This is a genomic window from Paenibacillus sophorae, from assembly GCF_018966525.1.
Taxonomy (GTDB): domain Bacteria; phylum Bacillota; class Bacilli; order Paenibacillales; family Paenibacillaceae; genus Paenibacillus_AQ; species Paenibacillus_AQ sophorae.
Map to the genome: position 1 here is coordinate 1,430,902 of NZ_CP076607.1, position 15,352 is coordinate 1,446,253.

Consider the following 15,352-nt stretch of genomic DNA (forward strand, 5'->3'; position numbering starts at 1 on the left):
GGACATGCCGGAGCGTAAGACGCAGCCGCGGATGCTGCGCCCGGGAGCGACCGTCGGCGTGCTCGGCGGCGGCCAGCTCGGGCGCATGATGGCGCTGGCGGGCAGCGCCATGGGCTACCGCTTCGTGGCGCTGGACCCCGCGCCGGATGCGCCCTGCGGGCAGGTATCGCCGCAGATCGTTGCGGCGTACGACGACATCGACGCGGCGCGTGAGCTTGCGCGCCGCGCGGATGTGATCACGTACGAGTTCGAGAACGTCGACGCGGGCGTAGCCGCGCTGCTGGCGGAGGAATCGTACGTGCCCCAGGGCAGCGCGCTGCTGTACACGACGCAGCACCGGCTGCGCGAGAAGGACGCCATCGAAACGGCCGGCGTCCCGGTGGCCCCGTACCGCAAGGTGGCAAGCCTTGCGGACCTTGCGGCTGCGGCCGTGGAGCTCGGCCTGCCGGCGGTGCTGAAGACCGTCACCGGCGGATATGACGGCAAAGGACAGGCCGTCATCCGGCGGGAGGACGAGCTGGAGGAAGCGTTCCGGCGGCTCGCGCCGGAAGGCGCGTTCCCGGCAGGAACGGCGCCGGGAGAAACGGCTTCGGCGGCCGAAACCGCCTCGGCGCAGGCTCCCGCAGGGGAGGACGCGCCGCTGGTGCTGGAGAAGTTCGTGCCGTTCCAGTGCGAAATCTCGGTCATTGCCGCCCGCAGCCCCGGCGGCGAAGTCCGGAGCTTCCCTCCGGCGGAGAACATTCATGTAAATAACATTCTCCATCTGTCCATCGTTCCAGCCAGGGTGCCGGAGGAGATCCGGCAAAGAGCTTGCGAACTGGCGGAGCAACTGATTGCGGGACTGAACGCCGTCGGGCTGCTGGCAGTGGAGATGTTCGTGACGGAGGATGGCGAACTGTTCGTTAACGAACTGGCGCCCCGCCCGCACAATTCCGGCCATTACACGATGGACGCCTGCGCCACCTCGCAGTTCGAGCAGCATGTGCGCGCGGTATGCAACCTGCCGCTTGGGCGTACGGACCTGCTGACCCCGGCCGTTATGGTAAATGTGCTGGGCCAGCATCTGGAAGGGTCAGTCGGACGCTTTTGCGAAGATGATGAAGAAGCCAACCGGCTTGGAGTAATCCCCAAGCTTCATATATATGGCAAGACCGAAAGCAAGACGGGCCGCAAGATGGGCCATATCAATCTGCTCTGCAAGGATACGGCGGATGCGCTCGCCTGGGTGGAGCAAACTAACCTTTGGAGGAACTGAAATCACATGATCGAACGTTACAGCAGACCGGAAATGCGTGCCATCTGGACCGAAGAGAATAAATTCAAAGCCTGGCTCGAAGTGGAGCTGTGCGCCTGTGAGGCGTGGGCGGAGCTTGGCGTCATCCCGAAAGAGGATACGGTCAAGCTGCGGGAGAACGCAGAGTTCAATATTGACCGCATCTACGAAATCGAGCAGGAGACACGCCATGACGTTATCGCGTTTACGCGCGCGGTATCGGAGAGCCTTGGGGCGGAGCGCAAATGGGTGCATTACGGCCTGACCTCCACCGATGTCGTCGACACGGCGCTGGGCTATCTGCTGCGTCAGGCCAACGAGATTTTGGAGAAGGACATTGTGAATTTCATTGAAATTTTAAAAGACAAGGCGATCGCCTACAAAGATACTCCGATGATGGGCCGCACGCACGGCGTACACGCCGAGCCGACAACGTTCGGCCTGAAGATGGCGTTGTGGTACGAAGAAATGAAGCGCAATCTGGAGCGGTTCCGCCATGCTGCAAACGGCGTGCAGTTCGGTAAAATCTCCGGCGCGGTCGGCACCTACGCCAACATCGATCCGTTCGTGGAGGAGTTTGTCTGCCGCAAGCTGGGCACAAGCCCCGCGCCGATCTCGACGCAGACGCTTCAGCGCGACCGTCATGCCGAGTACATGGCGACGCTGGCGCTGATCGCCACATCGCTGGACAAGTTCGCGACCGAAATCCGCGCGCTGCAAAAGAGCGAGGTGCGCGAGGTCGAGGAAGCTTTTGCCAAGGGACAAAAAGGCTCCTCGGCGATGCCGCATAAGCGCAATCCGATCGGCTGCGAGAATATTTCCGGCCTGTCCCGGGTTATCCGCGGGCATATGGTTACGGCTTACGAGAACGTGCCGCTCTGGCATGAACGCGACATCTCGCACTCCTCGGTGGAACGGATCATTCTCCCGGATGCGACGATGCTGCTGAACTATATGCTGAACCGCTTCGGCAACATCGTGAAGAACCTGACCGTGTTCCCGGAAAATATGAAGCGCAACATGGAGCGTACCTTCGGCGTACCGTTCTCCGGCCGCGTCATGACCAAGCTGATCGACAAAGGCTTCAGCCGCGAACAGGCTTACGACACGGTGCAGCCGCGCGCCATGCAGGCTTGGGAGACGCAGCAGCATTTCCGCGAGATCGTTGAGAGTACTCCGGAAATCACGGCGGTGCTTAGCCCCGAAGAGATTGCGGATGCGTTCAACCCTTCTTGGCATCTCAAGAATGTGGATACGATTTTCCGGAAGCTGGGCTTGATCTAAACTCATTTCTGCAAGGGAGGAAAGGCCATGACACATCCTACCGTATCGACTGCGGTGGATCTGATCGACGCTCCGCTGCTGTACAAAGGCAAAGTGCGCGAGCTGTACGATTTGGGAGAGAATATGCTGATCGTCGTGACCGACCGGATCTCCGCGTTCGATTATGTGCTGGAACCGGCGGTGCCGGAGAAGGGCAATGTGCTGAACCGGCTGAGCGCCTACTGGTTCGGGCAGACGAAAGAGCTGCTGGAGAATCATGTCGTCCATATCGACGTGGACCGTCTGGGCGGTATCGTCAAGGACCCGGAGCTGCTGAGAAACCGCATCATGGTTGTGCGCAAGGCGCAGCGGATCGATATGGAATGCGTGGTGCGCGGATACATTACCGGCGGCGGCTGGCGGCAGTATAAGGAGACCGGCAAGGTGAACGGCATCGAGCTGCCTGAGGGTCTACGCAAAAATGCGAAGCTGGCGGAGCCGATCTTTACCCCGGCGGCCAAAAATGACGTCGGACACGACGAGGACATTCCTTTTTTCAAAATGCAGGAATTGATCGGTGAAGAGCTGGCGAATGAGCTTAAGGAGAAGAGCCTGAAGCTGTATGCTTTCGCACGTGATTACTGCGCCGAGCACGATATTTTGCTGGCTGACTGCAAATTTGAGTTCGGTATTCTGGACGGTAGGGTTATCCTGATTGACGAGATTTTTACACCGGATGCTTCCCGTTTCTGGGCAAAAGACAAGTACGCTCTGGATGTTGAAATCGACAGCATGGACAAGGAGCCGGTCCGGGCTTATCTTGCTTCTTCTTCCTGGGACAAGAACAGTACGCCGGGTCCGCTTCCGGAGGAAGTCGTTGCCGAGACGAGCCGCCGCTACCTGGATATTTACCACCGGATTACCGGTCATACGCTGAACTGATTTTTTTCAATGATTGAAGTTCGATTCATATAAAATTGTATTGTCCGCCTGCCTTTCATCATTTATTCGGAGGCCTTTCGGGCATGAATATTTAGGAGGAACGACAAAGTTATGTTAAAAGCGACGGTATATGTCACCATTAAAAAGAGTGTGCTTGATCCTCAGGGAGTAGCTGTACAAGGGGCGCTGCATTCCGTAGGCTTCCAGGAAGTCGAAAGCCTGCGCATCGGCAAGTATATGGAACTGACTCTAGATACGAACGACCGTGAAGAGGCTGCTAAACGTCTTAAGGATATGTGCGAGAAGCTGCTCGCGAATACGGTGATCGAGGATTACCGATACGAATTGGAGGGGTAAGTGTCATGAAATTTGCTGTCCTTGTCTTTCCCGGCTCCAACTGCGATATTGACTGCTACAAAGCGGTGAAGGATACGCTTGGCGAGCCTGTTGACTATGTGTGGCATACGGCGACCGACCTGTCGGACTATGATTGCATTATCGTTCCGGGCGGTTTTTCTTACGGCGACTATCTGCGCTGCGGCGCGATTTCGCGCTTTGCTCCCGTGATGAACGAGGTAGGCAAGGCGGCTGAGCAGGGCAAGTTCGTGCTCGGCATCTGCAATGGATTCCAGATTCTGACCGAGGCGGGACTGCTGCCGGGCGCGCTGCGCCGCAATGAATCGATAAAATTCCGATGTCATGATACGACGCTTAAGGTCGTTAACAATGCAACGCCGTTCACAACGGACTATGCGGCAGGCGAAGAGGTCGTCATTCCGATCGCCCACGGCGAGGGCAACTATTACTGCGACGAAGAGACGCTGGCTTCGCTTAAAGCGAACAACCAGATCGTCTTCACTTATACAGACAATCCTAACGGCTCTGTCGCCGATATTGCGGGTATCTGCAATGAACGCGGTAATGTCGTTGGCATGATGCCGCACCCGGAGCGAGCGGTTAATTCCCTGCTCGGCTCGGAAGGCGGCAAGCAAATGTTCAGTTCCATTTTGAAGACCTGGAGGGATACTCATGGCACAGCAAGTGTCCGCTAAGGAACCGACCGCGGAGCAAATTAAGGATCAGAAAATTTACAGCCAGTTCGGCGTGTCGGACAGCGAATACGAGCTGATCTGCTCGTTCATGGGACGCCTCCCGAACTACACCGAAATCGGTGTGTTCAGTGTTATGTGGTCCGAGCACTGCGCGTACAAAAATTCGAAGCCGCTGCTTCGCCGCTTCCCTGTAAGCGGCCCCCGCGTCCTGATGGGACCGGGCGAAGGCGCAGGGATCGTGGACATCGGCGACAACCAGGCCGTTGTGTTCAAAATCGAAAGTCATAACCATCCGTCGGCGGTCGAGCCTTATCAAGGCGCGGCTACGGGCGTGGGCGGGATTATCCGCGATATTTTCTCGATGGGCGCAAGACCGGTAGCCGTACTGAACTCCCTTCGTTTCGGCAAGCTCGAAAGCGACCGGGTCAAATATCTGTTCGAGCATGTCGTGTCCGGCATCGCCGGCTATGGCAACTGTATCGGCATCCCGACCGTTGGCGGCGAAGTGATGTTCGACAACAGCTATGACGGCAATCCGCTCGTCAACGCCATGTGCGTCGGTCTCATTGACCACGACAAAATCCAGCGCGGCGTCGCCAAAGGCGTCGGCAACCCGGTATTCTACGTCGGACCGCCTACGGGACGCGACGGCATCCACGGCGCGACCTTCGCTTCGGTGGAGCTGAGCGAGGAGTCGGAAGCGAAGAAGACGGCGGTGCAGGTCGGCGATCCGTTCATGGAGAAGTTGGTCATGGAAGCCTGCCTCGAGCTGATCGATACCGGCATCGTCCTCGGCATTCAGGACATGGGCGCGGCGGGCCTGACCTGCTCCAGTTCGGAAATGGCGAGCAAGGCGGGTAACGGTCTGGAGCTGTATCTCGACCAGGTGCCGCAGCGCGAGGAAGGCATGACGCCTTATGAAATGATGCTGTCGGAATCGCAGGAGCGGATGCTGTTCGTTGTCGAGCCGAAGGATGAGGCGCAGGCGCAGGAGATTTTTGACCGCTGGGGCGTTATTTGCTGCAAAGTCGGCAAGGTAACGGACGATGGCCGGCTGAAGCTGTTCCATCACGGGGAAATTGTCGGCGATATGCCGGTAACCGCGCTGGTAGATGAGTGTCCGGTATATGACAAGCCGTCTTCCGTACCGGCTTATTACGAGGAGAACGCGTCGGTTGATACGCTGCGCTATGAAGAAGTGACCGATCTTGGCGGCGCGCTCAAAAAAGTGCTGGCTTCCCCGACGGTGGCAAGCAAGGCCTGGATCTATAACCAATATGACTATATGGTCCGCACCAGCACGGCGGTTCGCCCCGGCTCGGACGCTGCGGTCGTGACGATTCACGGCACGCGCAAGGGACTTGCAATGACGACGGACTGCAATGGCCGCTACGTGTATTTGGACCCTGAAGTCGGCGGCAAAATCGCGGTCGGCGAAGCGGCGCGGAACATCGTCTGCTCCGGCGCGCAGCCGCTGGCGATTACGGATAACCTGAACTTTGGCAGCCCGGAGAAGCCGGATATTTTCTGGCAGATGGAGCGTGCCGTGGACGGCATGGCGGAAGCCTGCCGCGTGCTGGACACGCCGGTTATCGGCGGAAACGTCAGCTTGTATAACGAGAACGCCACTGGCGCCATCTATCCAACCCCGGTTGTCGGCATGGTCGGTCTGGTGGAAGATACGGATCATATTACGACTCAGGCCTTTAAGAGCGAAGGCGACGCCATTCTGCTGCTCGGCGAAACGCGCGCGGAGCTTGGCGGCAGCGAGTTCCAGTATGCCGTGCACGGCGTAACGGAAGGGCGTCCGCCGCAGCTCGATCTGGCGGTAGAGCGCAAGCTGCTTGAGGCCGTGCTAGGCGCCATCCGGAGCGGGCTCGTCCGCTCGGCGCATGACCTGTCCGAAGGCGGCCTGGCGGTTGCGCTGGCCGAGAGCTGTATCAGCGGTCGGATCGGCGCGAATGTGGAGCTGGCCTCCAGTGGCCTGCGCCGCGACGTGGCGCTGTTCAGCGAGAGCCAATCGCGCATTCTGCTGACCGCTTCGAGTGATCGCGCGGAAGAACTGCGCGCCTATATTGCAGCGGCCGGTGTACCAGTTCAGATCATCGGCAGCGTAGGGGGCGACCGTCTGCGGGTAAATCTTGACGGTTCTTCTGCCCTGGACGAACCGGTGGCGGAGCTTACAACCATTTGGGAGGATGCTATTCCATGTCTTATGAAATAAAGACCGGGAACAAGCAGGCGGAACCCCTCCTGTGGACCGGCGACTTTTACAATGAAGGAACGGGCTCGGGAGATATATTTGATACATTAAAAGAAGAATGCGGCGTTTTCGGGGTCTTCGGACACCCGGAAGCCGCTTCCATGTCTTATTATGGCCTTCACGCGCTCCAGCACCGCGGCGAGGAAAGCGCAGGCATCTGCGTGGCGAACGGCCGGGACTTTAATTACCACCGCGGTATGGGACTGGTAAAAGAAGTGTTCGACAAAGATAAAATCCAGTCGCTGGTAGGCGACATGTCCATCGGTCACGTGCGTTATTCCACCAGCGGAGACAGCCGGCTGACTAACGCGCAGCCGCTCATCTTTAAATACCGCGACGGCGATCTTGCGATTGCCACGAACGGCAACATCGTGAACGAGCCTCTGATCCGGCGGGAGCTGGAGAGCAGCGGCTCGATCTTCCAAACGACAAGCGATACCGAGGTGCTGGCGCATCTGATCGCGCGCTCGCCGAAGGATTTTGTGGGAGCAGCCAAGGAAGCCCTGCGGAAGCTTGTCGGCGGATTCGCTTTTCTGCTGATGACCAACGACAAGCTCCTGGTCGCTTCCGATCCGAACGGCCTGCGGCCGCTCGTGATGGGACGCGTCGGTGAAGCGTATATTTTCGCTTCGGAATCCTGCGCGCTGGAGACAATCGGCGCGGAGCTTGTCCGCGATATCCAGCCGGGCGAGCTGCTGATCCTGGACAAGGACGGCCTTACCGAGGACCGGTTCGCCGAGCCGCAGCGCAAGGCGCTGTGTGCGATGGAGTATATTTATTTCGCCCGGCCCGATAGCGATATGAACGGAGCGAACCTGCACGCCGCGCGCAAGCGGATGGGCAGCCGGCTCGCGCTCGAAGGCTTTGTCGACGCCGACATCGTGACCGGCGTGCCGGATTCCAGCATCTCCGCCGCCATCGGTTATGCGGAGCAAACCGGCATCCCATACGAGCTTGGGCTGATCAAGAACAAGTATACTGGCCGGACGTTCATCCAACCGAGCCAGGAGCTGCGCGAGCAGGGAGTCAAAATGAAGCTTAGCGCTGTCCGCCGCGTCGTTGAAGGCCAGCGCGTGGTCATGATCGACGACTCCATCGTGCGGGGCACGACCTCGCGCCGGATTGTGAATCTGCTGCGCGAAGCGGGAGCGACCGAGGTGCATGTGCGGATCACGTCGCCGCCTTTCAAGAACCCGTGCTTCTACGGCATCGATACGCCGGACCGCCGCGAACTGATCGCTTCGCATCAGTCGATTGAAGAAATCCGCCGGGAGATCAATGCGGATTCGCTTTCGTTCCTGTCGCCGGAAGGACTGATTCAGTCCATCGGCGGCCTGAGCAGCGGAGATTACAAAGGCGGGCTGTGCCTATCCTGCTTCGATAACGATTATCCAACGCAGGTCGATTTCGGTGGGGCGGAGAAGGAAGGGTGCTCGTGCTAGTATAGGCTCATCCCCCTAAAATCGTGGGTCCATCCCCCTAAATCCCCCTTGCCAAGGGGGACCCCGGAGGGCGCCGCCCTCCGGCCACCCGAAAGCTCGGCGTAACGGAGTTTGGTTTGAACTTGCTAAGCGGGGGTTGGCGCGGGCAGCCGCTTATCGTCCCTTCCGCCTCACGCGGACGGCGGGACACGCTTTACGCCGCTGCGGCTCCCGGCATCCGGCTTGCGCCGCCGCCGGGCCGTGGCCGACCGCCGCTACGCCCGGCGGTCCAAGGTTTCATCCAGCCCGTACTGTTCGCTTCGCGAAATTGCGGCTGGTCTCGCCGTAGGCGAAGGAGACCGCCGCTACGCCCGCGGTCCTAAGGTCTCGTCCAGCCCGTGCTGTTCGCTTCGCGAAATCGCGGCTGGTCTCACCTAAGGCACGGGCGCCGGTTCCATTGGCGCCCGGCCTATCCTGCTTCCCCACCCTGCGATTGGGGAGGCTGTCATGAAGAGAAAATTTGGAGCTGGAGAAGCGGCAGCGTTCGCCTTTATGCTCGGATTTCAACCGCTAGGCGGTTCAATCAGGAAATCTGAGCATAACAGCGATCGGAAGCCCAAATGTTTCTCGTAATGACAGCCGGCCCCAATCACCCAGGGTTTTAACTACATGAAAAGAGGTGTCCAAGTGTCCGAAGCTTACAAAAACGCCGGTGTGGATATTGCGGCGGGCAATGAAGCGGTAGAACGAATGAAGAAACACGTAAAGCGCACTTACCGTCCCGAGGTTATGACAGAGCTCGGCGGATTCGGTGCGCTGTTTGGCCTGAATAAAGATAAATACGAGGAGCCTGTACTAGTATCGGGAACGGACGGCGTCGGCACGAAGCTGAAAATCGCCTTCGCAGCGGACCGTCATGACACGATCGGCATCGATGCGGTTGCCATGTGCGTGAACGATATCGTCGTGCAGGGAGCGGAGCCGCTCTTTTTCCTGGATTACCTTGCCTGCGACAAGGTGGTGCCGGAGAAGATCGAGGCAATCGTTTCGGGGATCGCTGAGGGCTGTCATCAGGCGGGTTGCGCACTGATCGGCGGAGAGACTGCGGAAATGCCGGGCATGTACGCGGAAGGCGAGTACGATATCGCCGGGTTTACAGTGGGCGTTGCCGATAAGGCCAAGCTGGTAACCGGAGAGCAGATCACGCCTGGCGATACGGTTATCGGACTTTCTTCCAGCGGTGTGCACAGCAACGGATTCTCGCTGGTGCGGAAGCTTTTGCTGGACGGAGAAGGCGGTTATAGCCTTGATGAAGTGCTGCCGGAACTGGGCGCGCCGCTTGCTGACGTGCTGCTCGCACCGACTAAAATTTACGTCAAGCCGCTTCTTGGACTACTGGAGCAGCTTCCGGTGAAGGGAATGGCGCATATTACGGGCGGCGGCTTCATCGAGAACATCCCGCGTGTGCTGCCGGATGGCGTCAATGTGGACATCAAATACGGCTCATGGCCGATTTTGCCGATTTTTGAACTTCTTCAGCAAAAGGGCAATGTGACCAACCGTGACATGTTTACGACCTTCAATATGGGAATCGGCCTGGTGCTTGTGGTGGGCGCGGACGACGCGGCTAAAGCGCTGCAACTGCTGAAGGACAGCGGCGAGGAAGCCTATGTGATCGGCAAGGTGACAGAAGGAGAGCGTAAGGTTACCTTTACGGGAGCGGATGTATGATGGATTACAGCCGGATCGCCGTGTTTGCCTCGGGGCAGGGCAGTAATTTTGCCGCGCTGACGCAGGCCCAGCGGGAAGGACGGCTGGGCGGCGGCACCATCGAACTATTGGTGTCCGACCGGCCGGAAGCGCCTGTGGCGCAGAGGGCTCAGGAGGCCGGGATTCCTTCCCTGCTGCTTCGGCCCAAAGATTTTGAAAGCCGCGAGGAATACGAGACGCGGATTATAGAGGAGCTTCAGCGGCGCGAGATCGGCCTCATTGTGCTTGCCGGGTATATGCGGCTCATTACACCTATGCTCTTATCGCCTTATGAGGGACGCATCATTAATATTCATCCGTCGCTGCTGCCGGCCTTCGCCGGCAAAGATGCGATCGGACAGGCGCTGGCTTATGGCGTGAAGCTGACGGGAGTTACGGTGCATTTTGTCGATGGAGGCATGGATACAGGTCCTGTCATTGCCCAGCGCGCGCTCACGGTAAAGGACGGCGATACGGCTGATACTCTGGCTGAGCGCATTCATCGGGTGGAGTACGAGCTGTATCCTGAGGTCGTTGCCGCTTTTGCAGCCGGAAAAATCGAACTGGATGGAAGAATGGTGAAGGTTCGCAAATAGCAGTACAGCGGTTCTTTTCATTCAATCGACAAGCGGTTCCGGGGATTTGATATTTCTCGGGAAATAATGCACAAGCGGCGAGAAGTGTTGAATAAGCGGGCGGTTGAGCCAATAAAACTATGGGGACATACGGAAATCGGTCGATTCGAGAGACTTTTGCGGATATTGCAGAGCGTCCGGGCAACCCCTTTAACAATTCATGCAGTCAATGTTTCACCTATTAAACTACAAGACAATACGGAGGAGGACTATACAAAGTGAGTATCAAAAGAGCGCTGGTCAGCGTATCGGATAAACGGGGCATCGTGGATTTTTGCCGCGAGCTGTCGGCATTGGGCGTAGAAATCATCTCCACGGGCGGAACGAGCACCCTTTTGGCCAAAGAAGGCGTGCCGGTAATCGGTATCTCCGATGTGACGGGCTTTCCCGAAATCATGGACGGACGTGTTAAAACGCTGCATCCCGCTGTTCACAGCGGCCTGCTGGCGGTCCGGGATAATGAAGAGCATACGCGCCAGATGACCGAACTGGGCCTGGATTACATCGACCTGGTGGTCGTGAATCTGTACCCGTTCGCGGAGACAATCGCAAAGCCTGATGTGACCTACGAGGAAGCGATTGAGAACATCGACATCGGCGGACCGACCATGCTTCGTTCGGCGGCGAAGAACCATGCGTTTGTGAGCGTAGTGGTGGATGCCGACGATTACGCCAAGGTGCTTGAAGAAGTGCGCGCGGGCGGCGACACGACGCTTGAAACCCGTAAACGGCTTGCGGCAAAAGTATTCCGCCATACAGCGGCTTACGACGCCCTCATTTCCGACTATCTGTCCAATGTGACCGGCGAACCGCTGCCGGAGCGCTACACGGTAACTTACGAGAAGATTCAGGATTTGCGCTACGGTGAGAATCCGCATCAGAAGGCGGCATTCTACCGTACACCGCTGGCGGCTCAGGACACGCTGACCGGCGCCGAGCAGCTGCACGGCAAGGAATTGTCCTACAACAACATCAACGACGCCAACGCGGCGCTGCAAATCGTCAAGGAATTCGACGAGCCGGCTGTTGTGGCGGTGAAGCATATGAATCCGTGCGGTGTCGGCGTCGGCGAGAGCGTTTTGGAGGCTTATCAAAAAGCCTACAACGCCGATCCGGTCTCCATCTTCGGCGGCATCGTGGCGGCGAACCGGTATATTGATTCCGATACAGCGAATCTGCTGAAGGAAGTTTTCCTGGAAATTATTCTTGCTCCGGGCTTTACGGATGAAGCCCTGGAGATCCTCACGAAGAAGAAGAACATCCGCCTGCTGAAAATTGGCGGACTTGGCGCGGCCGCAGAGCGGAAGGGCAGCTTTGTCGTCACGACGGTCGAGGGCGGTATGGTCGTGCAGGAAAGCGACGTCCACTCGATTAATCCAGATGACCTCAAAGTCGTAACAGACCGTAAACCGACCGAAGAAGAGCTGAAGCAGCTGCTGTTCGGCTGGAAAGTCGTCAAGCATGTGAAGTCGAACGCTATCGTGCTTGCAGCGGATGACATGACGGTTGGCGTCGGGGCGGGACAAATGAACCGCGTAGGCTCCGCGAAGATCGCCATCGAGCAGGCAGGAGAGAAAGCCAAGGGATCGGTGCTGGCGTCCGATGCGTTCTTCCCGATGGGTGATACGCTTGAATTTGCAGCCAAAGCGGGCATTACGGCGGTTATTCAGCCTGGCGGCTCCGTTCGGGACGAGGAATCGATCAAGGTTGCGAATGAGTACGGAATCGCCATGGTCTTCACCGGCGTCCGTCATTTCAAACACTAGAACCGACCGGAGGTTTATTAGGAATGGATATATTGGTAATCGGCGGCGGCGGACGGGAGCATGCGATATGCTGGAGTCTGTCCAAGAGCCCCAAAGCGGATAAAATTTACTGTGCGCCCGGCAATGCCGGGATCGCGCAGGTTGCGGAGTGCGTGCCTATTGGCGTGTTCGAGTTCGACAAGCTGGCCGCGTTTGCGAAGGAAAAAGAGGTCGGCCTTGTCGTCGTGGGACCGGACGACCCGCTGGCTGCGGGCATTGTAGACGTTCTTGAAGGAGAAGGGCTCAAGGTGTTCGGGCCACGCAAAAATGCAGCCGAGATTGAAGGCAGCAAGGCGTTCATGAAGGACTTGCTTCATAAATACAATATACCGACAGCGGCTTATCGCAAATTCAGCGATCATGCAGAGGCGCTCGCTTACCTGCGGGAGCAGCCGCTGCCGATCGTTATCAAGGCGGACGGCCTCGCGGCGGGCAAAGGGGTAACCGTGGCTTACTCGCGCGAAGAAGCGGAGAAGGCGCTGGAGGACATGATGGTATCCCGCATATTCGGCGAGTCCGGCAGCCAGGTCGTGATTGAGGAATTTCTGGCGGGACAGGAAATGTCGATTCTGGCCTTCGTAGACGGCGAGACGGTGCGTCCGATGCCTGCGGCGCAGGACCATAAGCCGGTGTTCGACGGCGACAAAGGCCCCAATACCGGCGGGATGGGCACTTATTCGCCGCTGCCGCATATCGACGATGCCATCATCCGCAGAGCGATTGAGACGATTGTGGAGCCAACGGCTAAAGCGATGGTGGCCGAGGGCCGGCCTTTCCGCGGCGTCCTGTTCGCCGGACTGATGATTTCACCGGACGGCACACCCAAAACCGTTGAATTCAACGCCCGTTTCGGCGATCCCGAGACCCAAGTCGTGCTCCCGAGGCTGCAGAGCGATCTGCTGGAGATTTTCCTCGCGGCGGTGGAAGGCCGACTTGCCGATATCGATATTGAATGGAGCGGCGAGGCTGCGGTATGCGTTGTGCTGGCTTCGCAAGGATACCCGGGATCTTATCCCAAAGGCGTACCGATCGGCGGGCTGGCCGAGGCCGGCAAAGAGGGGCTCATTTTTCATGCCGGTACGGCGTTTGGATCTGATGGAAGCATCGTGACGAATGGCGGCCGAGTACTTGGCGTTGTCGGGCTCGGCGCAGGAATTGCTGAAGCACGGAATGCCGCTTACGCGAATGCGAACCGGATTTCCTTTGACGGCAAACAAAACCGCACGGACATCGCGGCCAAAGCGCTGAAATGAGCTGGAATCAGACTTTCGTTCGGGAAAATTCACAAATTTTTATGTTAAATGTCCTAAAAAACGACTGACAAGCTGTGAAACAAGTGCTATAATACAAATCGTACGGGGGAACATGTACGGATATAGACAGAATAAAGGGTCTTTCCTAATAGCGGAAAGGCCCTTTTTAAATACCGGAAATGCTATAATAACGACATGGACAGTCAAGCAGCGCATACTGCCCGTATGCGGGCCTGGCTGTTTACTTTTGGTGTGCTGCAGATTTAAGGAGGAATATGTTTTGATCAAGATCGGAAGAAACGATTTGTGCCCATGCGGAAGCGGCAAAAAATATAAAAAGTGCTGTATCGGAAAGGAACGCAGCGCCGAGGCTCCCGTGCTTAGCCTGGTGGGTTCGTCAACTGGAACAACGGTGCCCGGAACGATCGTGCAGTCGTCTGCGGAGAATCATGCCGTCGTCTTCGAGGAGAAGCCGGCTTCCAAGGGGAACAAGCTGACGCTTCCCAAGCTAAGAAAATTAGTCTCGCGCGACTTGCAGTGGGAGAGCCCGGCGTATGAGCAGCTGGGTCTCACGCTAATCGAACGGATGAGATACGAATTCGACAAGGAGCTAATTGCGGAAGCGCTGATGCTGTGGAATGGCTTTTCAAGGACGATGAAGCCGACGGTGAAGAAAGAAGAAGCCTTCTGCGCGGCGATAGAATATTTTTTGTCCGAGGAATACGGCTTCATGCTGACCCAGGGAGAGCTTGCCGGGAAATATGAAGTAACCCAATCCACGATTACCCGCAGATACAAGGAGCTATGCGCCTATGTTGATGAGCATGCGGCCGGAGGAACGGAGGAAATGCTTCCGCTCGAAGTTATCATCGGGTCGCTCAAGGGCAGCGACAAGGAGAAGGCGGAAGAACTGGTATACAGAGCGATGGAGGCCGGCTCGCCTAAGTCAAGATCGAAGTTGGCCAAAGCCGCGCTTGAATTTGATCCGGACAGCGCCGGAGCGTATCTTATACTGGCCGATGAAGCGGAGAACGAGGATGAGGCGAGAGCTCTGTTAAAGGCGGGGATGGAAGCCGGCAAGAGGGAGCTGGGCAGCGCCTTCTTCGCCGAGAATAAAGGGCATTTCTGGATGATTCCCGAGACCCGTCATTATATACGGCTGTGCACAAGCTATGCGGATTCGTGCTGGTTCGCCGGGGCAGCGGAAGAAGCCGCCGAAGTCCTGGAGCATATTCTGGAGCTCAATCCAAATGACAACACAGGCGCTCGTTATCTGCTGCTTGCCGTATATCTGTACAGCGACCGTCTGAAAGAGGCGGACAAGCTCTTGAAAGCATACGGAGAGGAAGATGGTGCCGCTTCGTTTGCCTATGACCGGATGGTGCTGGAATTCAAACTCCATGGCGTCACCTCCCGCCTGAAAATGCTGTATCGCATAGCAAAGGGCGTGAACAAGCATGTGCCGGATTATCTGCTGGGCGCAAAAATGCTTCCGCACAATCTGCCCGATTATATCGGCAGGGGCGATGTCAATGAGGCGATCGAGTATGTGATCATGCACTCACGGTTGTGGGCGAGTGTGCCGGAACTCCTGAAGTGGATGCTCAAACAGTAGGATCAGCCAGCATTCTGTACTGAGCCTTTATTCCTAAACGGAGGAGTAAAGGCCTTTTTTTCTGCAGAAAAGGTCATATTT

The 15,352-nt window shown here is 57.5% G+C and carries 12 protein-coding genes; all 12 read left to right on the forward strand.

Translation table 11 applies throughout. The features are described 5' to 3' along the window. Positions 1-4: 4 nt before the first annotated feature. The gene (locus KP014_RS06740; protein ID WP_090834424.1) at positions 5-1,255 is read left to right on the forward strand and encodes a 5-(carboxyamino)imidazole ribonucleotide synthase; all 1,251 of its coding nucleotides are present in this window, start codon (positions 5-7) and stop codon (positions 1,253-1,255) included. Between the two features lie 6 nt (positions 1,256-1,261). Continuing rightward, on the forward strand, positions 1,262-2,557 hold the full coding sequence (gene purB, locus KP014_RS06745; RefSeq protein ID WP_036600034.1) for an adenylosuccinate lyase: 1,296 nt from the start codon (positions 1,262-1,264) through the stop codon (positions 2,555-2,557). 27 nt (positions 2,558-2,584) lie between these two features. Then, on the forward strand, positions 2,585-3,478 hold the full coding sequence (locus KP014_RS06750; protein WP_036600036.1) for a phosphoribosylaminoimidazolesuccinocarboxamide synthase: 894 nt from the start codon (positions 2,585-2,587) through the stop codon (positions 3,476-3,478). A 111-nt stretch (positions 3,479-3,589) separates the two neighbouring features. Continuing rightward, entirely contained in the window at positions 3,590-3,835 is a 246-nt protein-coding gene (gene purS, locus KP014_RS06755; protein ID WP_036600038.1) for a phosphoribosylformylglycinamidine synthase subunit PurS, read from the forward strand. Positions 3,836-3,840: 5 nt separating this feature from the next. Beyond that, positions 3,841-4,530, forward strand: coding sequence for a phosphoribosylformylglycinamidine synthase subunit PurQ (gene purQ / locus KP014_RS06760; RefSeq protein WP_036600041.1), 690 nt, complete (start codon positions 3,841-3,843; stop codon positions 4,528-4,530). Next, entirely contained in the window at positions 4,508-6,754 is a 2,247-nt protein-coding gene (gene purL, locus KP014_RS06765) for a phosphoribosylformylglycinamidine synthase subunit PurL (protein ID WP_090834412.1), read from the forward strand. Before purQ ends, purL begins: the two co-directional genes overlap by 23 nt. Next, complete coding sequence (purF, locus tag KP014_RS06770; protein ID WP_036600046.1) at positions 6,739-8,235, forward strand: amidophosphoribosyltransferase; 1,497 nt, start codon at positions 6,739-6,741, stop codon at positions 8,233-8,235. Before purL ends, purF begins: the two co-directional genes overlap by 16 nt. A 666-nt stretch (positions 8,236-8,901) precedes the next feature. Beyond that, complete coding sequence (purM, locus tag KP014_RS06775) at positions 8,902-9,945, forward strand: phosphoribosylformylglycinamidine cyclo-ligase (RefSeq protein ID WP_036592663.1); 1,044 nt, start codon at positions 8,902-8,904, stop codon at positions 9,943-9,945. After that, positions 9,945-10,559, forward strand: a complete 615-nt coding sequence (gene purN / locus KP014_RS06780) for a phosphoribosylglycinamide formyltransferase (protein ID WP_036592680.1) — start codon at positions 9,945-9,947, stop codon at positions 10,557-10,559. The genes purM and purN overlap by 1 nt, the downstream gene beginning before the upstream one ends. A gap of 257 nt (positions 10,560-10,816) precedes the next feature. Next, positions 10,817-12,364 (forward strand): bifunctional phosphoribosylaminoimidazolecarboxamide formyltransferase/IMP cyclohydrolase, encoded by a 1,548-nt coding sequence (gene purH / locus KP014_RS06785; RefSeq protein ID WP_036592664.1) that lies wholly within the window; start codon positions 10,817-10,819, stop codon positions 12,362-12,364. Between the two features lie 23 nt (positions 12,365-12,387). Continuing rightward, a complete protein-coding gene (purD, locus tag KP014_RS06790) occupies positions 12,388-13,656 on the forward strand; it encodes a phosphoribosylamine--glycine ligase (protein ID WP_036592666.1) in 1,269 nt (422 codons plus the stop codon). Between the two features lie 280 nt (positions 13,657-13,936). Next, positions 13,937-15,271 (forward strand): YecA family protein, encoded by a 1,335-nt coding sequence (locus KP014_RS06795; protein WP_036592668.1) that lies wholly within the window; start codon positions 13,937-13,939, stop codon positions 15,269-15,271. Positions 15,272-15,352 lie beyond the last annotated feature (81 nt).

What these genes read in the sequence shown, in the direction of transcription:
- KP014_RS06740 (WP_090834424.1), top strand. Translation starts at nt 5, where the DNA reads ATGCCGGAGCGTAAGACGCAGCCGCGGATGCTGCGCCCGGGAGCGACC.
- purB (WP_036600034.1), top strand. Translation starts at nt 1,262, where the DNA reads ATGATCGAACGTTACAGCAGACCGGAAATGCGTGCCATCTGGACCGAA.
- KP014_RS06750 (WP_036600036.1), top strand. Translation starts at nt 2,585, where the DNA reads ATGACACATCCTACCGTATCGACTGCGGTGGATCTGATCGACGCTCCG.
- purS (WP_036600038.1), top strand. Translation starts at nt 3,590, where the DNA reads ATGTTAAAAGCGACGGTATATGTCACCATTAAAAAGAGTGTGCTTGAT.
- purQ (WP_036600041.1), top strand. Translation starts at nt 3,841, where the DNA reads ATGAAATTTGCTGTCCTTGTCTTTCCCGGCTCCAACTGCGATATTGAC.
- purL (WP_090834412.1), top strand. Translation starts at nt 4,508, where the DNA reads ATGGCACAGCAAGTGTCCGCTAAGGAACCGACCGCGGAGCAAATTAAG.
- purF (WP_036600046.1), top strand. Translation starts at nt 6,739, where the DNA reads ATGTCTTATGAAATAAAGACCGGGAACAAGCAGGCGGAACCCCTCCTG.
- purN (WP_036592680.1), top strand. Translation starts at nt 9,945, where the DNA reads ATGGATTACAGCCGGATCGCCGTGTTTGCCTCGGGGCAGGGCAGTAAT.
- purD (WP_036592666.1), top strand. Translation starts at nt 12,388, where the DNA reads ATGGATATATTGGTAATCGGCGGCGGCGGACGGGAGCATGCGATATGC.